Origin of the sequence: Pseudonocardia sp. Ae717_Ps2, assembly GCF_001932475.1 — a bacterium.
Lineage (GTDB): Bacteria > Actinomycetota > Actinomycetes > Mycobacteriales > Pseudonocardiaceae > Pseudonocardia.
This window is the reverse complement of record NZ_MCIS01000001.1, coordinates 975422-996697: the sequence shown is the minus strand read 5'-3', so window position 1 is coordinate 996697 and position 21276 is coordinate 975422. Positions and strand designations below refer to the sequence as shown.

The following is a 21276-nucleotide window of genomic DNA, read 5'->3' as shown; positions in this document are numbered from 1 at the left end:
CCCGTGATCACTGCACCACCCCTGGGGCCCGAGGTCGCCGGACTCGCCGCCGAGCTCGGTGGCACCGGATCCCCGGTGCTCTGGGACCGCATGACGTGGCCCGAGGCCGAGCAGGCGGTCACCGGGGCCGACTCGGTGATCATCCCGGTGGGAGCCACCGAGCAGCACGGGCCGCACCTGCCGCTGGCCGTCGACTCGATGATCTGCGAGGCCGTCGCGCACGGGGTCTCGGCGCTGACCGGCGTCCCGGTCGTGCCGACCCTCACCTACGGGGTGTCCGGCTCGCACGGCGGGTTCGGCGGGACCGTCTCGGTGCGCCCCGAGACGATGATCGCCCTGGTCGAGGACCTGGTCGACTCGCTGTACCGCGCCGGGGTCCGCCAGTTCGTGCTGCTCAACGGCCACATCTGGAACAACGGTTCGCTCGACGTGTCCGCCGAGAAGCTGCGGGTCCGACACGGTGACGCCCGGGTCCGGGCGCTGGGCTACGTGACGATGTACCCCGGCCCCGAGGTCGACGGACACGTCACGTACGGCCGCGGCCTGATGCACGCCAACTTCTTCGAGACCTCGGTGATGCTGCACCTGTTCCCGGACCTGGTCCGGATGGAGCGCGCGGTGTCCCACCGCGACGTCGACTCGTTCTGGGACTACCGGATGGACCAGGTCAGCGACACCGGCGTCTGGGGCCGCGACGTGGCCGAGGCGAACGCCGCGCAGGGCAGCGCCGAGTTCGACCGCTGCGTGCGCACCACCGCGGCCGCGGTGTCGGCCGCCGTGCGCGAGCCGTGGCCGGACCCGTCGCACCGTCCCTGATCGTCCCGGAGGAGAGACCGTCATGAAGATCTACGACATCACCCTGCCCATCCACCCCGAGATGCTGCACTGGGGCCGCAAGCCCGAGGTCGAGGTCGTCGAGTCACTCGCGGCCGGTGACGCCTCGAACGTGACCCGCTGGCGGATCGGGGCCCACACCGGCACCCACGTCGACGCGCCGGCGCACTTCGTCGACGGGGCGACACCGATCGACCAGGTCTCGCTCGACTCGCTGGTCGGGCAGGCCGTGGTGGTCGACATGACCGGTCTGACCGCCGACGTCACCGCCGCGGACCTGGAGGCCGCCGGCGTGGCGGGCGAGAGGCGGATCCTGCTCAAGACGTCCAACTCGGCCGGCATCCTCAAGGAGACCGAACGGGCGCCCAGCTGGATCGGGCTGGCACCGGACGCCGCGACGTGGCTCGTCGCGCACGGCGTCGAGCTGATCGCGATCGACTACCTGACCATCGAGGGCCACTCGCGGACCGACAGCTGGGACGTCCACCACGAACTGCTCGGCAACGGCGTGCTGATCCTCGAGAACGCCGATCTCGACGCGGTCGAGCCCGGCCGCTACGAGCTGGTCTGCCTCCCGGCGAAGCTCGCGGGCGCGGACGGCTCGTTCACCCGCGCCATCCTGATCGAGCGGGATCGGGTGTGACGACCCGGGTCGCGATCGCGGCACCGCACGTCGCCGGGGTCGACGCGGCGCGGGCCGTCACCGGCCGCGGCGGTGGCGCGCTCGACGCGGTGATCGCGGCCGCGGCAGCGCTGACGGTCGCCTATCCGCACCAGTGCTCCGTCGGAGGGGATCTCGTCGCGGTGGTGCGGCCGGCGGGCGGAGCCCCACGCGCGGTGCTCTCCGTCGGTGCGGCGCCGGCCGGGCTCGACGTCGGCGGGCTGCGGGCCGCCGGCCCACGGATGCCACCCGGTGGCCCGCTGTCGGTGACCGTGCCGGGCTGCGTCGCGGGCTGGGCCGCGGTGCACCGGCTCGGCGCTCGCCTCGACCTCGCCGAGCTGGTCGCACCGGCGGTCGAGCTCGCCCGTCGCGGCGTGGGCGTGAGCGCGGGACTCGCCAGGGCGATCTCCCGCCGCAGCGCCGTCGTCGAGGCCGATCCCGGCCTGTCCGCGCTGCTGCTCGACGACGCCGGCCGGCCACGGGGGCTCGGCACGACGATCACGCAGCCGGCACTCGCCGCCACCCTGACCGCCGTCGGCGCCGGGTGGCGCACGTTCTACACCGGCGCGGTGGGTGCCCGCCTGGTCGCGGGCCTGCGCAAGCTCGGCTGCCCGCTTACCACCGACGACATGGCCGCCCACGCCGCCGAGGACGGCCCGGCCCTGTGCCGCGACGCGCTCGGCGCGACCTGGTCGGTGGCACCGCCGCCGAGCCAGGGGGCGTCGTTGCTCGCGATGCTCCGGTCGGACGGGGACCGACTCACCACCGCCCGCCGGGCGGAGCTGGCGCGCGACACGCTGCTCGGTGACCCACGGGGCGGACCGATCGACGTCGCCAGCCTGCTGCTGGAACGGGAACCGGCCGGGACGCCGGTCGCCCCCGGCCCCCGACCGGCCGGGGACACCGTCGCCATCACGGCCGTGGACGACACGGGTACCGCGGTCTCGTTGATCCAGAGCGTCTACCAGAGCTTCGGCGCCGGCATCCTGGAACCGGAGACCGGTGTCGTCCTGCACAACCGCGGATCGGCGTTCGCCCTCGACCCGGCGCACCCCGGAGCGGTCCGGCCCGGACACCGCCCCCCGCACACCCTGTGCCCGGTGCTCGCCGAGCGCGGCGACGACGTCGTCGCGCTCGGCTGTCAGGGCGGCCGAGCGCAGGCGTGGATCCTGGCCCAGACCGCCGAGGACGTGCTCGGCACCTCCGATCCGGCCGGGGTCCTGGCACGCCCGCGCTGGGTGATCGGATCACGCGACCTCGGCCGGGAGCGGCCGTCACTCGTCCTGGAGCCGGGCGTCCCCGACGCCGAAGGGCTGTCCGCCGCGGCCCGTGCGCTGTCACTCGACGTGGACACCGTGCCCGAGCTGCACGACGACGCGGGACACGTGCAGGTCGCACGCCTGCGGGCCGGGGTGCTCGATGCCGCGAGCGACGTGCGTGCCGACGGCGCCGCCGACGTTCTCGGTGGTGGCTGAGGGCTCGGATCACGGTCGCGGGAGGGCCACTGGACCGCCCGGTACGGCGTCGGCGACGATCGGTTCCCACAGGATCCGACGACGACCCGGAAGGCGGCACCCGACGGTGCGACTCGACCCCACGACGGCGGCCGGCAGCGACTCCCCCATCGGCGCGGCGCTGGCGCTCGCCGGTGAGCGGGACCCGGCCCGGAACGCGACGCACCCGCTGCTGGACCTGTCGCAGGCCGCGCCGCCGTACCCGCCGGCACCGGAGGTCGTCGAACGGGTGGTGGAGGTGGCCCGGGACCCTGCCCTGTCCGGCTACGCGCCGGTGCCCGGCATCGCCCCGCTGCGCCGCGCGGTCGCCGAGGAGCTGGCGCGCGACTACGCCGGGGACGTGACGCCGGACGACGTCGTCGTGACGGCGGGCTGCAACCAGGCTTTCGCCGTGGTCGCCGACGCCCTCGCCGGGCCGGGCGACGAGGTGATCTCGCCGCTGCCCTACTACTTCAACCACGACATGTGGCTGCGCATGCGTGGCGTCACCCCGGTGTACCTGGAGCCGGACGCGGACCTGGTTCCCCGGGCCGCCGACGCCGCAGCCCTGATCACCCCGCGGACCCGGGCGATCGTGCTGGTCAGCCCCGGCAACCCGAGCGGGGTGACGGTGCCGCCGGAGGAGATCGTCGCGTTCGCCGAGCTGGCGCGCCGCCACGATCTCGCGCTGGTCGTCGACGAGACCTACCGCTCGTTCCGGCCCGACGCGCACGCCCCCGCGCACCCGCTGTTCGCCGACCCGTCGTGGCGCTCGACCGTGGTCAGCCTGCACTCCTACTCCAAGGACCTGGCCATCCCGGCGTACCGGGTCGGGTCGGTGATCGCGGGTCCCGAGCTGCGACGCCAGGTGCTCAAGCTGCTCGACTGCGTCGCCATCTGCGCACCGCGGGCCGGACAGGAGGCCGCGGTGGCCGGGCTCACCCGGGCCGGGGCGTGGCGGGCCGACCGGGTCGCGGAGATCGCCCGGCGACGGGAGTGGGTCGGGTCCGCGCTCGCCGACCGGCCGGGCGGGTTCGAGATCGCCGCGCTCGGCGGCTTCTTCGCCTGGGTGCGCCACCCGTTCCCGGACCGCCCGACCCTCGACGTCGTCCGGACACTGCTGCTCGACCACGACACCCTGACGATCCCGGGCACCGCGTTCCTGCCCGACGACCGGCAGATGCTGCGGCTGTCGGTGGGGCGGGTGGACGAGGCCGCCGCGGCGCTGCTGGCCGAGCGGCTCACCGAGGCCGGGCGGCGGGCGGGAGTCGTGACCGGCTGACCCGGCCGGGGGCCTCGGCGATCGGCGTGGCCGCGGAAGAGACCCGGGCGCCGCGGTGTTCGGCCGACCATGGACACCGGACTGCGCACCGGCACCGCGGCCGGCCGCTGGGTCATCACGGCCTGCGTGCTCGGCTCGGGCATGGCGATGCTCGACAACACCGTCGTCACGATCGCGCTGCCCCGCATCGCCGAGGACCTCGGCGCCGGTTTCGCGGGGCTGCAGTGGACGGTCAACGGCTACACCCTGACCCTGGCCGGGCTGATCCTGCTCGGCGGCTCACTGGGTGACCGGTTCGGCAGGCGGCGGATCTTCGTGACCGGGGCGGTGTGGTTCGCGCTGGCCTCACTGCTGTGCGGGCTGGCGCCGAGCGTCGAGGTGCTCGCCGCGGCCCGGGCGTTGCAGGGGGTCGGCGGTGCGCTGCTGACCCCGGGCAGCCTGGCGCTGATCTCGGCGTCGTTCCACGGTGCGGACCGGGCGGCGGCGATCGGGGCCTGGTCCGGGCTCGGCGGGGTCGCGGGGGCGCTGGGCCCGTTCGTCGGCGGGACGCTCGTGGAGTGGTCCTGGCGGGCGGTGTTCCTGATCAACCTGCCGCTCGCTGCGGTCGTCGTCGCGGTGGCGGTGCGGCACGTGCCCGAGTCGCGTGACCCCGACGCCGCGCACCGGCTCGACGTCCCGGGCAGCGTGCTCGCCGTCGCCGGGCTGGCGTTGCTGACCTGGGCCGGGACGGCGGCCGGCTCCGGTGCGTCGCCCGGGCTGCAGGTGTGGGGCGCGGGCGTCGCCGGGGTGGCGGCGCTGGTGGCGTTCGCGCTGGTCGAGCGGCGCAGCCGGTCCCCGCTGGTCCCGCCGGAGCTGTTCACCGGCACCGGCGACGCCGGGGACGGGCGCCGGTTCACCGGCGCGAACGTGGTGACGGTGGCCGTCTACGCGGCGCTGGGCCTGCTGTTCGTGCTGCTCGCCGTGCAGCTGCAGATCGTGGCCGGGTTCTCCCCGTTGCTGGCCGGGACCGCGACGCTGCCGGTCACCGTGCTCATGCTGCTGCTGTCGGCCCGCGCCGGGCGGCTCGCGACGCGCACCGGCCCGGCACCGCTGGTCACCGGCGGGCTGCTACTGGCCGCGGCCGGGATGCTGCTGGCGTCACGGATCGGGCCGGGAGCGGGCTGGTTCACCGACGTGCTCCCGGCGACGGCGCTGGTCGGGCTGGGGCTGTCCGCGGCCGTCGCGCCGCTGACCACCGCGGTGCTCGACGCGGCGGCGGACCGGCACGCCGGCGTCGCGTCGGGGGTCAACAACGCGATCGCGCGGGCGGCCGGCCTGCTCGCGGTGGCGGCCGTGCCCGCCATCGCGGGGATCCGCGGGGACGCCCCGGCCGACCCGGCGTCGTTCGGGCCGGGGTTCACCGTCGCCATGACGATCGGGGCAGGGCTCCTCGCGGTCGGCGCGGCACTCGCCGCCGCCCTGTTGCGGGGTCGCCCCGCGTCTCCGGTCGCAGCTCCGCCCGCCTAGCGGCGACGCGAGGTTCCCGCGGCGACCACCCGGTCACGCCGACCGCGGGGCTCAGCCCCGGACGTCGACCGCGATCAGCTCTGCGGTCCGGCAGGCCAGCGCGACCAGCGCGAGCGTCGGCCCGACCGCCCCGGCCGACGGGAACACCGCACTGGAGGCGATGTGCACGTTCGGCGTGCCGTGCACCCGGCACGCCGGGTCCACGACCCCGCTGCGCGGCGAGTCCGACATGCGCAGCAGGCCCATCTGATGGGTGCCGTCGGTCATGTCCATGTCGTGCACGCGCTCCACGTCGGACAGGTCGACGTGGGCGATCCCGGTCCGCTCCAGCTCCTTGCCGATCAGCGACAGCGAGGTCGCGATCGCCTCCCGGTCGCCGGCGGAGACCCGGTAGTCGACCCGCAGCCGGTGCTGGCCCAGCGCGTCGCGCTCGCGGTCGAGCGTGACCCGGTTCGCCGGGTCGGGGGTCTGCTCGGCGTCGAACCGCAGCCGGCAGTGCGCGGAGTCCAGCGGCATGAACGACGGCAGCCGCCGTTCCCCGGTGATCCGCGGCCGCGCCCAGCCGCGGGCGAACCGCGCCACCCGCAGCGGGTCGGCGGCGACGTTGCGCATGTGGTGGCCGATGTCGGTGGTGTGGCTGTACTGGGCGTGTGTCCCGGCGGCCTTGAACCCGGCACGGAGCTTGCCCAGGCCCCAGTAGGTCAGGGCGAACGTCGACAGCAGCGCGTCGCCGTGCTCGGCGTCCTTCGGGTCGGCGAACCACAGCGCCGCCTTCAGGTTGCCCAACCGGTGGTCGGCCTGGGCCTGCGGGGACAGCGAGAGCATCCGGCGGGCGTAGACGCCGTCGTCGGTGGGCAGGTAGCCCAGGCCCAACGCGCGCCCGGCCGTGGTCAGCTGCAGCCGTCCGACCTCGCCCACCGGGTGGGTCATGTAGTGCCGCCCGACCTGGCCGTACTCGTCGCCGATCCCGGCCCCGGTCCCGGTGCCGCCGTAGCCGTCGGAGGCGAGCAGGATCCGGACCGACTCCAGACCACCCGCCGCGACGACGAAGTGCTGCGCCCGGATCCGGATGTCGCACCCCGGCCGCGGGACGACGACGGCCTCGGTCGCGGTGCCCGACACCGGGTCGCGCTCCAGGCGGGCCACGGTCGCGTGCAGGAACAGCCGGATCCGGCCGGCCTTCGCCATGTTCTCCACCGTCGGCGCGAACGACGTCGGCGGGCTCCAGCGCCACAGGTCGTCCCAGCGCAGGGTGTCGCTGCGGAGCCCGGGCGGGGGCGCCGGGAAGCCCGACTCGGCGGCCGAGTACTCGCAGGCACCGGCGTCGAGGTGCCGCTGGGCGACCGGGTACCAGGCGCGCAGCTCGTCGTGCGGGATCGGCCACGCGGCGCCCGGCATCCACTCGCGGTCGGCGAAGTCGATGTCGTCGAGCGGGGCGCAGCGGCCGCCCCAGACCAGCGAGGTGCCGCCGAGGCGCTTCTGCCGGACGGCGTCGACCGGGTCGTGCTTGCCCCGCCCGCTGATCCCCCGGTAGGTGTCGCGGGCCGTACGGCTCAGGCCCGGGCCGCCACCCTCCAGGACGACGACGCGCAGGCCGCGGTCGGCCAGCTCGGTCGCGGCCGCGGCCCCGGCCGGACCGCTGCCGATCACGCAGACCTCGGCCTCGAAGATGGAGCCGGGGAGCGCGCGCCGGGTGTCGATGAGCATGGAGGGCGGTTCCTTCCGAACGTGGTGCGGTACTGCCGTTGATGGTGCCCCGGCTCCGCTGTGAGGACGCTGTGGCTGCCCCTACCCTCCCGTCCCCCGGTCGTGCCGACCCCGCCCGGTACCGTGTTGCCCGGTTCACACGGTTCGTATCCGGAGGAGCACGGTATGGGACTCGCCGCCATGGCGACGACCGCACGGGGGATAGCCGCGACGGTCCGGGTCCTCGGGCGCGGGGAGCTGGGCCGCTTCACCGGCGGCGACCGCTCGGAGGTCGCACGGTTCGAGTCCGAGCTCGCCGGGTTCCTCGGGACCCCGCACGCACTGGCCGTCAACAGCGGCACCAGCGCCCTGGTCGCGGCGCTGGTCGGCGCCAGGATCGGCCCCGGCGACGAGGTGCTCGTCCCCGCCTACACCTGGGTGTCGACGGCCGCCGCGGCGCTCGCCGTCGGCGCCGTGCCGGTCCTGGTCGAGGTCGACGCCTCGCTCACCATGGACCCGGCCGACCTCAAGGACCGGATCACCCCGCGCAGCCGGGCGGTGCTGCCGGTGCACATGCTCAACCACGTCGCCGACATGGACGCGATCATGGACGTCGCGGCCGCCCACGACCTCGTCGTGATCGAGGACGCCTGCCAGGCCATCGGCGTCACCTACCGGGGGCGCCCGGCCGGGTCGATCGGCCACGCCGGGGCCTTCAGCTTCAACCAGCACAAGAACATCCGCTCCGGCGAGGGCGGCGCCCTGGTCACCCGGGACCCGAAGCTGTTCGAGCGGGCGTCGATGTACCACGACGTCGGCAGCTACGAGCGCGCCGGGTTCGCCGGGGCCGACGCGGACCTGATCGTCGGGGTCAACCTGCGGATGCCCGAGCTGTCCGCGGCGGTGCTGCGGCCGCAGCTGGCCGGGCTGCGTGCGCAGATCGCCCGGCGCAGGCGGCACCGCGACATCATGCTCTCGGCGCTGTCGGACCGGATCGGGCGTGACCTGCAGCCGGTGCCGCACCACGACCCGGCGAACGCCGCCGGGCTGGCGCTGGCCTTCGCGACCCCCGAGGCGGCCGCGGAGTTCGGTGCCCGCCGCGGCGTGCACCGGCTGATCGACACCGGGCGGCACGTCTACACGAACTGGCGCTCGCTGCAGGCCCGCAACCCGCTGCACCCCGGGTTCGACCCGTACGCGGCGAACGGCACCGAGATCGACCACGGCCCCGGCGCCTGCCCGCGCACGCTGGAGATCCTGGCCCGGACCTGCGTGGTCGACCTCGCTCCCGAGCTGCCGACGCCGGCGTTCCGACTGCTCGCCTCCCGCACCGCGGGCTAAGCCGCCCGCGCCCTGCCGGCGGGATCCTCCTCCCCGGCGGGCCACCTCCGGCGACGCCGCGGAACCACTGATCCACATGTCGGACACCCCGCGGCGGTCGCGTCCGGACAGCATTGGCCCGGTCACGCACCGTGTTCCCATGGAGCGGACGGTGACCGGGTCGGGCTTCGTCCCCGAACGGGCGACGGCTACCGTGACCAGCGTGCCCGAACGCCACGACGACGCCACCGTGACGGCGTGGGCGTTGGCCGCGGGGGCCGGTGACACCGCCGCGCTCGCGGAGTTCGTGCGGGCGACCCAGGTCGACGTCCACCGCTTCCTCGTCCACCTCGCCGGCCGCGACGACGCCGAGGACCTCGCGCAGGAGACGTTCCTGCGGGCGCTGCGGTCGCTGCCCTCGTTCGCGGGCCGCTCCACCGCCCGCACCTGGCTGCTGTCGGTCGCCCGCCGGGTCGCCGTCGACGCGGTGCGCACCGCGGTCCGGCGGCCCCGGGTGCGCGACCTCGGCGAGGACACCCAGGACGTGCTGGAGCGCGCGGTGCCCCGCACGGGCGCGCAGGAGGCCGTCCTGCTGCGGACGCTGATCGACGCGCTGCCCGACGAGCGTCGCGAGGCGTTCGTCCTGACGCAGGTCCTGGACCTGGGCTACGCCGAGGCCGCGCAGGTCTGCGGCTGCCCGGTCGGCACGATCCGGTCCCGGGTCGCCCGGGCCCGCGAGGACCTGCTGCGCGCCCTCGGCGAGGACGGCACCGGGACCGCCGGGGCGCCCGCCTCCGGTGTCCGGCGCGCCGCCCGCACCTGAGCCCGCGCCGCGCCCCGGCCCACTCCACCCCGGCCCGCTCTGCCCGACCGCTCCACCCGGACCGCCGCCGCGTGCCGTCCCCCCACGACGGGGGTGACCGGCGTCGCACCCGCCGGAGGGGTACCGGCGGGAACCGGACGGGCCGCGCCGACGACCACTCCCGTCGTGCGCCCCCGCACCTCCCCCGCCCCCGAGGAGGACCTGTGATCTCGTCGTTGCCGCTGGCCTGGGCCCTGACGGCGTTGTTCGCCGCGACCGGGTTCTACGCCCTGGCCCGCTGGGCCACCGCGGTCTCGGAGCGCCGCTCCGCCGCGCACCGCACCGCGGAGCTCGCCCACCTGCTGATGAGCGCGGCGATGGTCGTCATGACCTGGACCTGGTACGGCAGCGCCGGCCTGTGGACCCAGATCGTCCTGTTCGGTGTCCTGGGCGTGTTCTTCCTGGTCACCGCCTCCCGCGGGATTCCCTGCGGCCCCTCGGGACGGCTCGCGGGCGCGGCGCACGCGCTGATGGCCGCGGCGATGGTCTGGATGCTGGCCGCGATGCCGCTGATCATGGCCTCGCCGGCGGAAGCCGCGGGCGGCGGCGGTGCCCACGCCCACCACGGCGGCGGCGACGCCATGGACATGTCCGGGACCGCCCACGCGGCGGGCCCGGCCGGATGGGCGGTCTCGGTGACCGTGGCGCTGTGCGCCGTGCTGCTGGCCGCCGCCGGGTACTGGGGTGCCCGCGCGCTGAGCCACGACCGCGTCGCCGGGGACCCGCTGACCCCCGACGACGCCCGCGCGACCGGCGACGCGACCGACCCCGCCGCCTGCGACTGCGCCGACCCCGCCGGGGGCACGGCGGTCGGTGCCGCGCGGACGGCGCCGGCCGAGGTCGGTGGGACGGCAGAGGCGACGGGCACAGCGGGCACGGGGGGCACGACCACCGCGGTCGCCGAGCGGGTCGAGGCCCCGACGGCACCGGCGCGCCGGCTGGGCGCGCGCTCCGACGCCGCCTGCCACGCGGCGATGAGCCTCGGCATGGTCGTCATGCTCGCGGCGATGGTGGCGGGCTGGTGAGCGCCGGCCTCGACACCCGGCCCGGGACTCCCGTCCCGCCGCCCGGGCGCCCGCCGCTGTTCCGGGGCCTGAAGGGCCTCGTCACCCGGATCCACTTCTACGCCGGGCTGTTCGTCGGCCCGTTCCTGCTCGTCGCGGCCCTGACCGGGCTGCTCTACACGCTGTCGCCGCCGATCGAGCGCTGGCTCTACGCCGACGCGCTGACCGCCCCGGTCAGCGGCCCGGAGCTCCCGCTGTCCCGGCAGGTCGAGGCGGCCGTCGCGACCCAGCCGGGCCTGCCCGTCACCGAGATCCGGCCCGCGCGCGAGCCCGGTGCGACGACCCGGGTGTCGTTCGACGCCGACCTGCCCGAGAGCTACAGCCGTACCGTGTTCGTCGACCCGTACACCGCGCAGGTGCGGGCCACCCTCGACACCTACGCCGAGTGGCTCCCGGCCCGCGGGGTGATCGACAACCTGCACCGCTCGCTGCTGCTGGGCCCGCCCGGGCAGGTCTACACCGAGCTCGCGGCGTCCTGGCTGGCCGTGCTCACGCTGTCCGGCCTCGTTGTGCAGGTGACCCGCCGGGTACGACGACGCCGTGAGCGGCTGCTGCCGCGGACCGGCGGCTCGTCGCGGTCGCGGCTGCGGTCCTGGCACGGCGCGGTGGGCGTCTGGGCCTCGGTCGGGTTCCTGTTCCTCGCCGCGACCGGCCTGACCTGGTCGCAGTTCGCGGGGGCCAACGTGAGCGCGCTGCGCACCGCCCTGGACTGGACGACGCCGTCGGTCAGCAGCACGCTGCCCGCCGCCGGTGGCGACGCGACCGCGCCCGTGGCGGGCTCCGCGACGGGCGCGGTCGCCCCGCAGGCGGTCCCCGCCGTCGCCCAGCGGGTCCTCGACGCCGCCCGCGCCGACGGCCTCGCCGGGCCGGTGGAGCTCACCCCGGGCGACCCCGGGGAGGCCTGGAAGGTCCAGCAGACGGTGCGCAGCTGGCCGTCGCAGCAGGACTCCGTGGCCGTGGACCCGGCGACCGGGACGGTCACCGACCGGCTCGCCTTCGCGGACTGGCCGGTCGCGGCGAAGCTCGCCCGCTGGGGCATCGACGCGCACATGGGCCTGCTGTTCGGCACGGTCAACCTGGTGGCGCTCGCCGCGCTCGCCTGCGCCGTGGTCGTGCTGGTCGTGTGGGGCTACCGGATGTGGTGGCTGCGCAGACCGACCCGGCCTGACGGTTCGCGTGGCCTCGCCGGACCGCCCGGGTCGCGGGAGCGGCCTTCCCCCGCCGCGGTGGCGCTGGTCGGGTTCGCCGCGGTGGCGGCCGGGCTGGTCCTGCCGGTGCTGGGGGTCTCGCTGATCGTGTTCCTGCTCGTCGACGCCCTGGTCTCGGCCCGGCGCGATCGGCGGGCCGCCGAAGTGGCGGGCTGACCCGTCCGGGGTGTGGGCGGGCGGGACCCGGGCCGACCGGGTAGACCTGGGGACCCGTCCCCCGTGAAGGAGTCCCCCCGTGTTCCGGACCTCACCCGCCCCCTGGACGACGGCGGACATCCCGCCCCAGCAGGGCAGGACCGTGATCGTCACCGGCGCCACCAGCGGCCTCGGGCTGGAGACCACCCGGGCCCTGGTGCAGGCCGGTGCACGCGTCGTGCTGGCCGTGCGGAACACCACGCGCGGCGAGGAGATCGCCTCCGAGCTGGGTGGTGCGGTCTCGGTGCGCCGGCTCGACCTGGGCGACCTCACCTCGGTCCGCGAGTTCGCCGCCGGGTTCGAGGGCACCGCCGACGTGCTCGTCAACAACGCCGGGCTGATGGCGGTGCCGTTCTCCCGCACCGCGGACGGCTTCGAGACCCAGCTCGGTGTCAACTTCCTCGGCCACTTCGCGCTGACCGGTCTGCTGGCCGACCGGATCACCGACCGCGTCGTGACGCTGTCCAGCGTGGTCCACCGGATGGGCCGGATCGGCATCGACGACCTGAACTTCGAGCGTCGCCGCTACGAGCGCTGGACCGCCTACGGCCAGTCGAAGCTCGCCTGCCTGATGTTCGCCTACGAGCTGGAGCACCGGTTCGTGGCGGCCGGGTCGCGGCTGCGCTCGATGGCCGCACACCCCGGGTACGCGGCGACCAACCTGCAGTCGCGCACCGAGTCCGTCCAGGACGCGCTGATGGGCGTGCTCAACAAGGTGGTCGCCCAGTCCGCGGCGGCCGGGGCGCTGCCGACGCTGTTCGCCGCGACCGTCCCGGATCTGCCCGGCGGCGCCTACATCGGACCGGACGGCATCGGCGAGACGCGCGGCAACCCGCGCCCGGTCGGGTCCACCGCGGCCTCGCACGACCGGCGGATGCAGCGGGCGCTCTGGGAGCGCGCCGAGGAGCTGACCCGGGTCACGTTCCCGCTCTGAACCGACGGTGGTGCGGGGCCCGGTCGCGCCGGGCCCCGCACCAGCCGGACGCTCAGAACTTGGAGACGCGGGTGAAGTTCTCCGGGACGATCAGGTCGTCGCGGGAGAGCTCGTGGATCGACTTCTTCCCCAGGCCCAGCAGCGCCTCGTCGATGCCCTTGTAGAGGACCGACAGGACGTTGGTGACCCCGCGCTCGCCCTGCGCGGCCATGCCCCACAGGTAGGCGCGGCCGATGAGGACCGCGCGGGCCCCGAGCGCGAGCGCCTTGACGACGTCGCCGCCGCGGCGGATGCCGCCGTCCATCACGACCTCGACCTGGTCCCCGACGGCGTCGACGATCGCGGGCAGCGCCCGGATCGCGGCCGGGGTGCCGTCGAGGTTGTTGCCGCCGTGGTTGGACACCGAGATCGCGGTGGCGCCCGCGTCGACGGCGCGGCGGGCGTCGTCGGGGTGCATGATGCCCTTGACCATGAACGGGCCGCCCCACTTCTCGCGGAGCCAGGCGATGTCGTCCCAGGTCGGCAACGGGGTGGTCCACCAGACGCCGTAGGCGCCGAAGAAGGTGGGGGCCTCACCGCCGCCGGGGGGCGCCATGTTCGGGGCCTTCAGGTCCGGGATCCTCCCGGACTTCGCCCAGTCCAGCAGGTAACGCGGCTTGGTGATCATCTCGGGCGCGAACTGCAGCGCGGCCTTGACGTCGACCTTCTCCGGGATGGGCGGGCTGCCCCAGTCACGGCGGGTGGCGAAGGTCCAGTCGAGGGTCACGATGAGGCCCTTGGCGCCCGCCCGCCTCGCACGCAGGGCGCGCTCGAGGATGTCCTCCTTGGACCCGGCCCAGTAGACCTGGAAGAAGACCTTGTCGTGGACGGCGCAGACGTCCTCGACCGAGCGGGACGCGAACGACGACAGCCCCATGGCCGTCGACACGGTCTGCTCGGGGTTCAGCGGGTTCTGGATGTTGGAGCTGTGCGCGGCCCGCGCGACGGCGACCTCGCCCTCCGGGTCGACGGCCTGGACGCCGGTCGGCGAGATCAGGACCGGGAGGTCGATCTCCTGGCCCATCACGGTCGTCTTCTGGTCCCGCTGCGGCGGGAGCCCCGCGATGTGCGGGCGAAAGCCGAGCTCGTCGAAGGCGGCGACGTTGTCCGCCAGCGTGATCCCCTGCTCCGCGCCGGCGACCAGCGCGTAGTAGACCGACTTCGGCAGGCGCCTGCGCGCCCGTCGCTGCGCCTCCGCGACCGTCTCGAACCAGTCCTTCGTGCTCGCCATGGCTGCCCCTTCGCAGTCGGAGGTGTGCGCCCGGCCGTCGTCGGTCACGGCCGGTCCGACACGCCGACCGGATACGAAACGGTCCCACGTGGCGGTTCTCACGCACGGTAGCGTTTCGGCACCGAGTGCCACAATGACACCCACCCACGGCCCGTCCGATCGGCGAGGGTACGACCCTCCGCCCGACCAGCCACGACGCCGACCCGGTCCGCTCCCCCCGGCCGGACGGCGCCGCTGACACGACCGGCAGCCACGACTCGTGACGCTCCGCTGTCACGCCCCCTCCGACGGCCCACCCCGGATCGTGTGGGGCGCGAGGCGGGACCGGCCGTCGGTGACGCTCCGCGGTCTCGCTACGGTGTGCCCGCAGTCACCGGTCAGCGGGCGGTGTGCCCGCGGCAAGGAGGAGCCGTGTACAGCCACGCGCGGGGTGGGCACGCTTCGGGCGCGACGCCCGGCCCGGTCGGCCATGTGCTGCAGCCCGGGTACGGCGCCGCGAGCAACCACCGGCCCATCGGGGTCCCGGGTCAGCTCCGCGCCCCGGAGCCGCCGCAGCCGTCCCCCGCCGCCCCGGCGGGGACCCGGCTCACCGTCCTCGCCGTCGACGACGAGGAACCGGCCCTGCTCGAGCTGGCGCACCTGCTCGGCGAGGACCAGCGGGTCGAGACCGCGCTGACCGCGCCGAACGCCACGGAGGCGCTGCGCATCCTGCACGGCTCGCAGGCCGACGCGACCACCCCGACCGTCGACGTCGTGTTCCTCGACATCCGGATGCCCGGCCTCGACGGCCTGGAGCTCGCCCGGGTGCTGAACGCGATGGCCGACCCGCCGCCGGTGGTGTTCGTGACCGCCCACGACGACCGGGCCGTCGACGCCTACGAGGTCGGTGCCGTCGACTACCTGCTCAAGCCCCTGCGCACCGAGCGGCTGTCCGGCTCGCTGGACCGCACCCTGGCACTGCGCGCGGCCCGGCGGGCCGAGAACGGCCCGCCCGCGGCGCCCGCCCGCCACGGCGCCGATCCGGGTGGCGCGGCCGCGCCACCGGTCGCCCGCCGGGGCGCCCCGGCCGCGACCACCGACGACGAGGTCGTGCCGGTGGAGCTGGCCGGCACCACGAAGCTGGTCCCCCGCTCCTCGATCCGGTTCGTCGAGGCCCAGGGCGACTACGCCCGGCTGCACACCAACGAGGGCAGCCACCTGGTCCGCATCCCGGTCTCGGTGCTGGAGGAGCGCTGGGGCGAGGCCGGGTTCGTCCGGATCCACCGTGCCTACCTGGTGTCGCTGCCGCTGATCACCGAGCTGCGCATGTCCGGGTCGGGGTACGTCGTCCGCCTCGGCAACGGGCCCAGCGCGGTCGAGCTGCCCGTCAGCCGCCGGCACACCGCGGGCCTCAAGCGGATCCTGCGGGGCCGGCCGCCGCGGCCGCAGCGCGGGCCCGAGGACGGCCCGGACGGGCCCGTCGTCCCGCGCTGACCCGGGGCGGATGACCGCGGCGGGCCACGGCCCGTCGCATCACCGACACGCCCGGTGACCGTTCGGACTGCCGTGCGTGATCCTGTCGCCTAGCCTGGTGACCGGTGTCCATCTCGGGTGAGTCCTCGCACGTCCTGTCCGTCACGAACCGTCGTCGCCCCGGGTGGCGCGCACGTCCGCCGGTGCTGCTCCTGGCGCTGCTGACGGCCTGCGCGGTGGTCGCGGGCTGTTCCTCCGCCGCTGCCCCGGCCCCGGCCGCGCCGCCCCCGCCGGCCCCCGCGCAGCCGGCGCCGACCTCCGCCGCGCCCGCGGTGCCGGAGCTGCCCGGCGGCGGCACCGAGGTCTTCCCGGGCCGCCGGATGGCCGCGCTCTACGGCCACCCGGGCACCCCGTCGATGGGCGTCCTCGGCGAGCAGGACCTGCCGCGCTCGATCGCCCGCGCGAAGGACCTCGCCGCCGACTTCCAGCCGCTCGTACGCGAGCCCGTCGTGCCGGCGTTCGAGATCATCACGACGGTCGCCGACCGCGTCCCCGGCCCGGACGGCGACTACTCCGCGGAGATGAGCGTCGACGAGCTGCGGCCGTGGGTCGAGCAGGCCGGGAAGGCCGGCGTCTACGTGGTGCTGGACCTGCAGCCCGGCACCACCGACTTCACGACCCAGGCGAAGCGTTACGCCGAGCTGCTCGCGCAGCCGCACGTCGGGCTCGCGCTCGACCCCGAGTGGCGGCTGGAGCCGGGCCAGCGTCACGGCGCGCAGATCGGGTCCGTGACCGCAGCGGAGATCAACCGGACCTCGGAGTGGCTGGCCGCGCTGGTGCGCGAGAAGGGGCTGCCGCAGAAGGTGTTCCTGATCCACCAGTTCCGGGTCTCCATGATCTCCGACCGGCAGACCGTGGTCACCTCCCACCGCGAGCTCGCGACCGTGCTGCACGCCGACGGTTACGGCACCCGCCAGGAGAAGACCGAGACCTGGAACGCGCTGCACGCCGCGCCCCGCCCGCAGGGTCTGTGGTGGGGCTGGAAGAACTTCATCGACGAGGACCGGCCGACCTTCACCCCGCGTGAGACCTATGCCGTCCGGCCCGAGTCGCCGGTCTTCGTGTCCTACCAGTGACGGGTGTGTCCCCCCTGTCCGGAAGCCCCTCCCGGGTGGGTGGCCGCCCATCGAGATCGTGATCACGGCAAGTACTCTCACCGGAACCCGAGCGCCGTCGTCGCCGCCGGGTGCGCAGGCACGTGCCGCTCCTCCGCGCGGCACGGCCGTCCTGCCCGTGCCGACCAGTGAAGGGGGTGCTCCGGGTGGACGAACGACCGCCGGAGGGCTCCCGCCCGACCGGTCCGGACCGGCCACGACGACCCGGCCCTCCCGATCACGCCCGCCGCGACGACCGTCCGCACCTGCGGGACGAGGCACGGCACGGCGGCCCGCCGCCCCGGGACCGCGCCGAGGTCCCGCCGCACGACCGTCGCGACACCCCGCCGCCGCACCCCCGTGGCGGCGCCGCTCCCCCACCCGGGTCTGCCGGGGCCCCGGCCCCGCAGTCCGGTAGGCCCGGCGACCGCAGACCACCCCGATCCGGCAGGCCGCCCCAGGAGCCGTCGGGCGGCCCGCGACGTCCCGGGCCGCCCGCCACCGGTGCGCCGCGTCCGCCCGCCGGTGACCAGCGCCCGGGAACCGGTCCCGCGGCGCGTCCCGACCGCGGGCGTCCCGGCCGGCCGGACGGAGCCGGGCGTCCCGCCGAGGACGAGTCCTGGCTCCCCCGGCGCGAGCGCGAGGCCCGGGCCGCCGCCCGGCGGGCCGCCGCCTGGACGTCCCGGTCGACGCGGTCGGAGGCCCCGGGCCGTGGTGGGCACAGCGACAGCAGGCCCACCGACATCCGGTCCATCCGCGCGACCCGCCGCGGCATCGGAGAGACCGTGAAGGTCCCCGGCCGGCCGGACACCGCCGCCGAGCACCGGCGGCACCGCGCGTCCGAGCCCGACGCCCCGCCGCAGGAGCGCGACCGCGCGGCCCGGCTGAGCGGCGAGCTGCCGATCGTCCCGCGCCGGCCCGGCGACCGTCCCGGTGGCGCCGTGTCCGGTGGCGCCGTGTCCGGTGGTTCGCGCCCGGACGCACCGTCGCGCCCCGGCGCACCCTCGGCCCCGAGCGGCCCGGGGCGGTCCGGACCCGGGCCGGTGCCGCCGGGTGGGCCCCGGCACCCCGGTGACGCCCGTCCCGGTGGCCCCGGCGGCCCCGACCCGCGTTCCGGCGGCCGGCCCGGCGGTGCCCCCGGTGCCCCCGGTGCCCCCGCCGGATCCGGTGCGCGGTCCTCCGGCGCGGTCCGCCCGGACGCCGTCCCCGGCCGGCCCGACAGCGGCAGGCCCGAAGGCGGCCGGCCGGACGGCCCGCAGGGGCGACCTGCCGACGCACGCCCGGCCGGTCCGGGTGGCGCCACACCGGAACCCGCGCGCGACGCCGCACGTCCCGCCCCGCCGCGGCCGCCGCGCCCCGGCCTGGCCGCCGGTGCCGCGGCAGGCACAGCAGGCACGGCAGGCTCCGCAGCGGCCGGCGCCGCGGCATCCTGGAACCGGCCCGCCCGGGACGGCCGCGACGACGGCAGCGTCGACGGCCACGGCGACGACGACTACGGCGACGGCGAGACCGCGCTGGCCCCGCCCGCCGGCCCGCCGGCCGCGCCCGACCCCGCGCGGCGCACCCTCGCCGCCGCACTCGGCCTCACCGCGGCGTCCACCGTGGTGCCCGGCAGCGGCCATCTCGCGCTGCGCCGTCGTCGTACCGGCGGGCTGATCCTCGGCACGCTGGTCGCGATCGTCGTCGGGCTGGCGGCGGTGGCGCTGCTGGCCCGGCGGTCGACGCTGCTGCAGAACCTGTTGTCGACGACCACGCTGACCGTCATCGCGGGCGCGCTGGTGGTCGCCGGCATCGCCTGGATCGCCCAGGTCGCGCGGACCTACGCGCTGGCCCGGCCGCGCGGGATGCCGCTCGGCCAGAAGATCGTCGGCACCGGGACAGCGGCCCTGCTGTGCCTCGCCGTCGCCGTCCCGTTCGGCTACGGCGTCGAGCTGGTCAACTCCCAGCGCGGGCTGCTGAACTCGCTGTTCCAGGGCGGCGGGACCTCGGCGGCCGAGGCGCTGGGCAAGCCCCGGCTCAACGTGCTGCTGCTGGGCAGCGACGCCGGCGACGACCGGACCGGCACCCGTACCGACACCATGATGGTCGCCAGCATCGACACCCGCTCCGGCCGGACGACGCTGTTCAGCCTGCCCCGCAACATCCAGCGGGCCGAGTTCCCGCCGGGCAGCCCGGCCGCGGAGAAGTTCCCGAACGGCTTCCACGACCCGTCGCAGCCGTTGTCGGGCGACTACCTGCTCAACGCCATCTACGCCTACGCCGAGCAGCACCCGGAGATCGCCCCGTCGGGACCGACCTCCTCGCCCGGTATCAACCTGCTCCAGTCCTCGATCGCGTACATGACCGGCCTGCCGCTGGACTACTACCTCGAGGTCAACATGGCCGGGTTCTCCTCCATGATCGACGCCGTCGGCGGGGTCACCGTGAACGTCGGGCCCGAGCCGATCCCGGTCGGTGGCGTCACCGCGTTCGGCCGGCACGTCACCCCGGACCGCTACATCAGCCCCGGGGTGCAGACCCTGGGCGGCGAGGACGCGCTGTGGTTCGCCCGTTCCCGCCGTGACGGCACCGACTACCAGCGAATGGGCCGCCAGCGCTGCCTGATCCAGGCCGTCATCTCGCAGACGACCGCGACCGAGCTGATCTCCCGGTTCCAGAGCATCGCCGCGGTGACCCGGGACAACGTGGCCACCGACATGCCCCAGCAGGTGCTGCCCGCGCTGGCCGTCCTGGCCGACGAGGGGTTCCGGCTGGAGAGCGTCGCGTTCGACCCGTCGCTGCCGGACCCGAACTCCTCGACGGGCTACTTCGTCACCGCCGACCCGGACGTCCCCTACATGCGCGAGGTCGTCCGCAACGCCATCGCCGACCCGCCCCCGGAGCCGGCGCCCGGGACCGCACCGTCACTCGCCGCCCCGACGACGCAGCCGTCGACGAGCTCGGAGTCGTCCCGGTCGTCCCGGTCGTCCTCGTCGAGCGCGTCGCCGACCCCCGACCCGGCCGCGGCCCGGCCGCAGTCGGTCGAGGAGTCCTGCGCAGCGACCGGCGCGGCCGACGTCCCCGCCGGGGCCGAGCCCGGGAACTCGCAGGAGCCGTCCGCGACCGGCTCCGAGCAGGTCGACGGTCTCCGCCCCGACCAGAACTGAGCCCGCCGCAGCCGAGCCGTCACGGTCGAGGCCGTCGGAGCCCCGCTGCGGCCGCCCGGCGGCATCTGTGGCACACACGGCTGCGGTCCGCTCTTCCGTCCGCCGTACCGAGATGATGAAGTGAGGGTCACCTGTGAAGTGGAAAGGCGGCCCTTCCGTGCGACGAACGCTCCCCCTGCTCTCCGGCCTGCTCATCGTGCTGATGCTGCTGGCCGGATGCGGCTCACCAGAGCCCGGGACCACACCGTCGGGGACCACCCCGTCCGGGGACGGTGCGTTCCCGGTGACGGTCCCCACCGCGTTCGGCGACGTCACCGTCCCCGAGCAGCCCCGCCGGGTCGTCGCCCTCGGGTGGAGCGACGCCGAGACCGCGCTGGACCTGGGCGTCGAGCCGGTCGGGGCCGCGGACTGGCTGGCCGTCGGCGGTGACGGCCTCGGACCGTGGGTGCAGGCCCGCTACACCACCCCGCCGCAGATCCTCGGCACGCTCGAGGTCGACCTGGAGGCCGTCGCGGCCCTGGACCCGGACCTGATCCTCGACACCCGCTCCTCCGGCGACCGGGAGCGCCACGACCGGCTGACCCAGCTGGGCGTGCCGGTGATCGGCATCCCGGCCGGCGGCGAGAACTACAAGACGACCTGGCGCGACCAGCTCCGCATGGTCGGGGCCGCGGTCGGCAAGCCGCAGGAGGCGGCGCGCGCGCAGGCCGACCTGGAGCAGCGCTTCGCCGACGCCCGCGCGCAGCACCCGCAGCTGCAGGGCGCCACCGTCGTGTCCGGGGCCCGCAACACCCTCGGCGAGTACGCCGCCTACACCGGCGACTCCGGGCGCCTGGCGTTCCTGAAGGAGCTGGGCATGGTCAACGCCCCGCAGATCGAGTCGCAGCGCACCGACGGCTTCTCGGTCCCGATCTCGCGGGAGCGGATGAACCTCCTCGACGCCGACGTCACCGTCATGCAGGCGATCTCGAAGGACACCTCGGCCATCGCGAACGACCCGCTGTGGAAGGCCGTGCCGTCGGTCGCCGCGGGGCGCGGTGTGCTGCTGTCGGACCGCGACGTGTCCCAGGCCTTCTCCAGCGCCTCGGTCGACGGCTGGCGCTACGCCCTCGACCGCACCGTGGGCCAGCTCGCGGACGCAGCGGCGAAGGCGCGGTGACCGCCCCGACGGCCACGCCCACCGTCCCGTCCCCTCCGGATGCGCCGGCG

Annotated in this window: 16 protein-coding genes; 14 read left to right on the top strand and 2 right to left on the bottom strand. The window is 75.7% G+C overall.

Annotated elements, in window-relative coordinates:
• The first annotated feature begins 3 nt into the window (after positions 1 to 3).
• The 5 genes from Ae717Ps2_RS04855 to Ae717Ps2_RS04835 all read left to right on the top strand — a co-directional run bounded on the left by Ae717Ps2_RS04855 (position 4) and on the right by Ae717Ps2_RS04835 (position 5776).
• Positions 4 to 816 (top strand): creatininase family protein, encoded by an 813-nt coding sequence (locus Ae717Ps2_RS04855; protein ID WP_139318788.1) that lies wholly within the window; start codon positions 4 to 6, stop codon positions 814 to 816.
• A gap of 22 nt (positions 817 to 838) precedes the next feature.
• Positions 839 to 1477, top strand: a complete 639-nt coding sequence (locus Ae717Ps2_RS04850; protein WP_075307848.1) for a cyclase family protein — start codon at positions 839 to 841, stop codon at positions 1475 to 1477.
• Complete coding sequence (locus Ae717Ps2_RS04845; protein ID WP_075333074.1) at positions 1474 to 2970, top strand: gamma-glutamyltransferase; 1497 nt, start codon at positions 1474 to 1476, stop codon at positions 2968 to 2970. Before Ae717Ps2_RS04850 ends, Ae717Ps2_RS04845 begins: the two co-directional genes overlap by 4 nt.
• A 106-nt stretch (positions 2971 to 3076) precedes the next feature.
• Positions 3077 to 4270: an aminotransferase gene (locus Ae717Ps2_RS04840; RefSeq protein WP_075307850.1), complete on the top strand. Its 1194-nt coding sequence runs from the start codon at positions 3077 to 3079 to the stop codon at positions 4268 to 4270.
• Between the two features lie 69 nt (positions 4271 to 4339).
• Entirely contained in the window at positions 4340 to 5776 is a 1437-nt protein-coding gene (locus Ae717Ps2_RS04835) for an MFS transporter (RefSeq protein ID WP_020628367.1), read from the top strand.
• Between the two features lie 51 nt (positions 5777 to 5827).
• Here the strand turns inward: Ae717Ps2_RS04835 and Ae717Ps2_RS04830 are convergent, their stop codons facing one another.
• Positions 5828 to 7483, bottom strand: coding sequence for an FAD-dependent oxidoreductase (locus Ae717Ps2_RS04830; RefSeq protein WP_020628368.1), 1656 nt, complete (start codon positions 7481 to 7483; stop codon positions 5828 to 5830).
• Between the two features lie 165 nt (positions 7484 to 7648).
• Here Ae717Ps2_RS04830 and Ae717Ps2_RS04825 point away from each other — a divergent pair, with 165 nt between their 5' ends.
• The 5 genes from Ae717Ps2_RS04825 to Ae717Ps2_RS04805 all read left to right on the top strand — a co-directional run bounded on the left by Ae717Ps2_RS04825 (position 7649) and on the right by Ae717Ps2_RS04805 (position 13045).
• A complete protein-coding gene (locus Ae717Ps2_RS04825) occupies positions 7649 to 8803 on the top strand; it encodes a DegT/DnrJ/EryC1/StrS aminotransferase family protein (RefSeq protein WP_233147447.1) in 1155 nt (384 codons plus the stop codon).
• Positions 8804 to 9005: 202 nt separating this feature from the next.
• Entirely contained in the window at positions 9006 to 9605 is a 600-nt protein-coding gene (locus tag Ae717Ps2_RS04820; RefSeq protein WP_051050517.1) for a sigma-70 family RNA polymerase sigma factor, read from the top strand.
• Positions 9606 to 9808: 203 nt separating this feature from the next.
• Positions 9809 to 10669 carry a DUF5134 domain-containing protein gene (locus Ae717Ps2_RS04815; protein WP_075307851.1) on the top strand — a complete coding sequence of 287 codons (861 nt, stop codon included), beginning with the start codon at positions 9809 to 9811 and terminating at the stop codon, positions 10667 to 10669.
• Positions 10666 to 12072, top strand: a complete 1407-nt coding sequence (locus Ae717Ps2_RS04810) for a PepSY domain-containing protein (protein ID WP_083695644.1) — start codon at positions 10666 to 10668, stop codon at positions 12070 to 12072. The genes Ae717Ps2_RS04815 and Ae717Ps2_RS04810 overlap by 4 nt, the downstream gene beginning before the upstream one ends.
• Before the next feature lie 79 nt (positions 12073 to 12151).
• Positions 12152 to 13045 (top strand): oxidoreductase, encoded by an 894-nt coding sequence (locus Ae717Ps2_RS04805; protein WP_075333073.1) that lies wholly within the window; start codon positions 12152 to 12154, stop codon positions 13043 to 13045.
• 52 nt (positions 13046 to 13097) lie between these two features.
• On the opposite strand, the gene mftD is transcribed toward Ae717Ps2_RS04805, so the two are convergent.
• On the bottom strand, positions 13098 to 14315 hold the full coding sequence (gene mftD / locus Ae717Ps2_RS04800) for a pre-mycofactocin synthase MftD (RefSeq protein WP_075312226.1): 1218 nt from the start codon (positions 14313 to 14315) through the stop codon (positions 13098 to 13100).
• Positions 14316 to 14936: 621 nt separating this feature from the next.
• Here mftD and Ae717Ps2_RS04795 point away from each other — a divergent pair.
• The 4 genes from Ae717Ps2_RS04795 to Ae717Ps2_RS04775 all read left to right on the top strand — a co-directional run bounded on the left by Ae717Ps2_RS04795 (position 14937) and on the right by Ae717Ps2_RS04775 (position 21226).
• Entirely contained in the window at positions 14937 to 15788 is an 852-nt protein-coding gene (locus Ae717Ps2_RS04795) for a LytTR family DNA-binding domain-containing protein (RefSeq protein WP_233147732.1), read from the top strand.
• A gap of 104 nt (positions 15789 to 15892) precedes the next feature.
• Positions 15893 to 16903, top strand: a complete 1011-nt coding sequence (locus tag Ae717Ps2_RS04790; protein WP_226359982.1) for a hypothetical protein — start codon at positions 15893 to 15895, stop codon at positions 16901 to 16903.
• Positions 16904 to 17088: 185 nt separating this feature from the next.
• Positions 17089 to 20067 (top strand): LCP family protein, encoded by a 2979-nt coding sequence (locus tag Ae717Ps2_RS04780; RefSeq protein ID WP_139320175.1) that lies wholly within the window; start codon positions 17089 to 17091, stop codon positions 20065 to 20067.
• Positions 20068 to 20224: 157 nt separating this feature from the next.
• A complete protein-coding gene (locus Ae717Ps2_RS04775) occupies positions 20225 to 21226 on the top strand; it encodes an ABC transporter substrate-binding protein (RefSeq protein ID WP_233147446.1) in 1002 nt (333 codons plus the stop codon).
• Positions 21227 to 21276 lie beyond the last annotated feature (50 nt).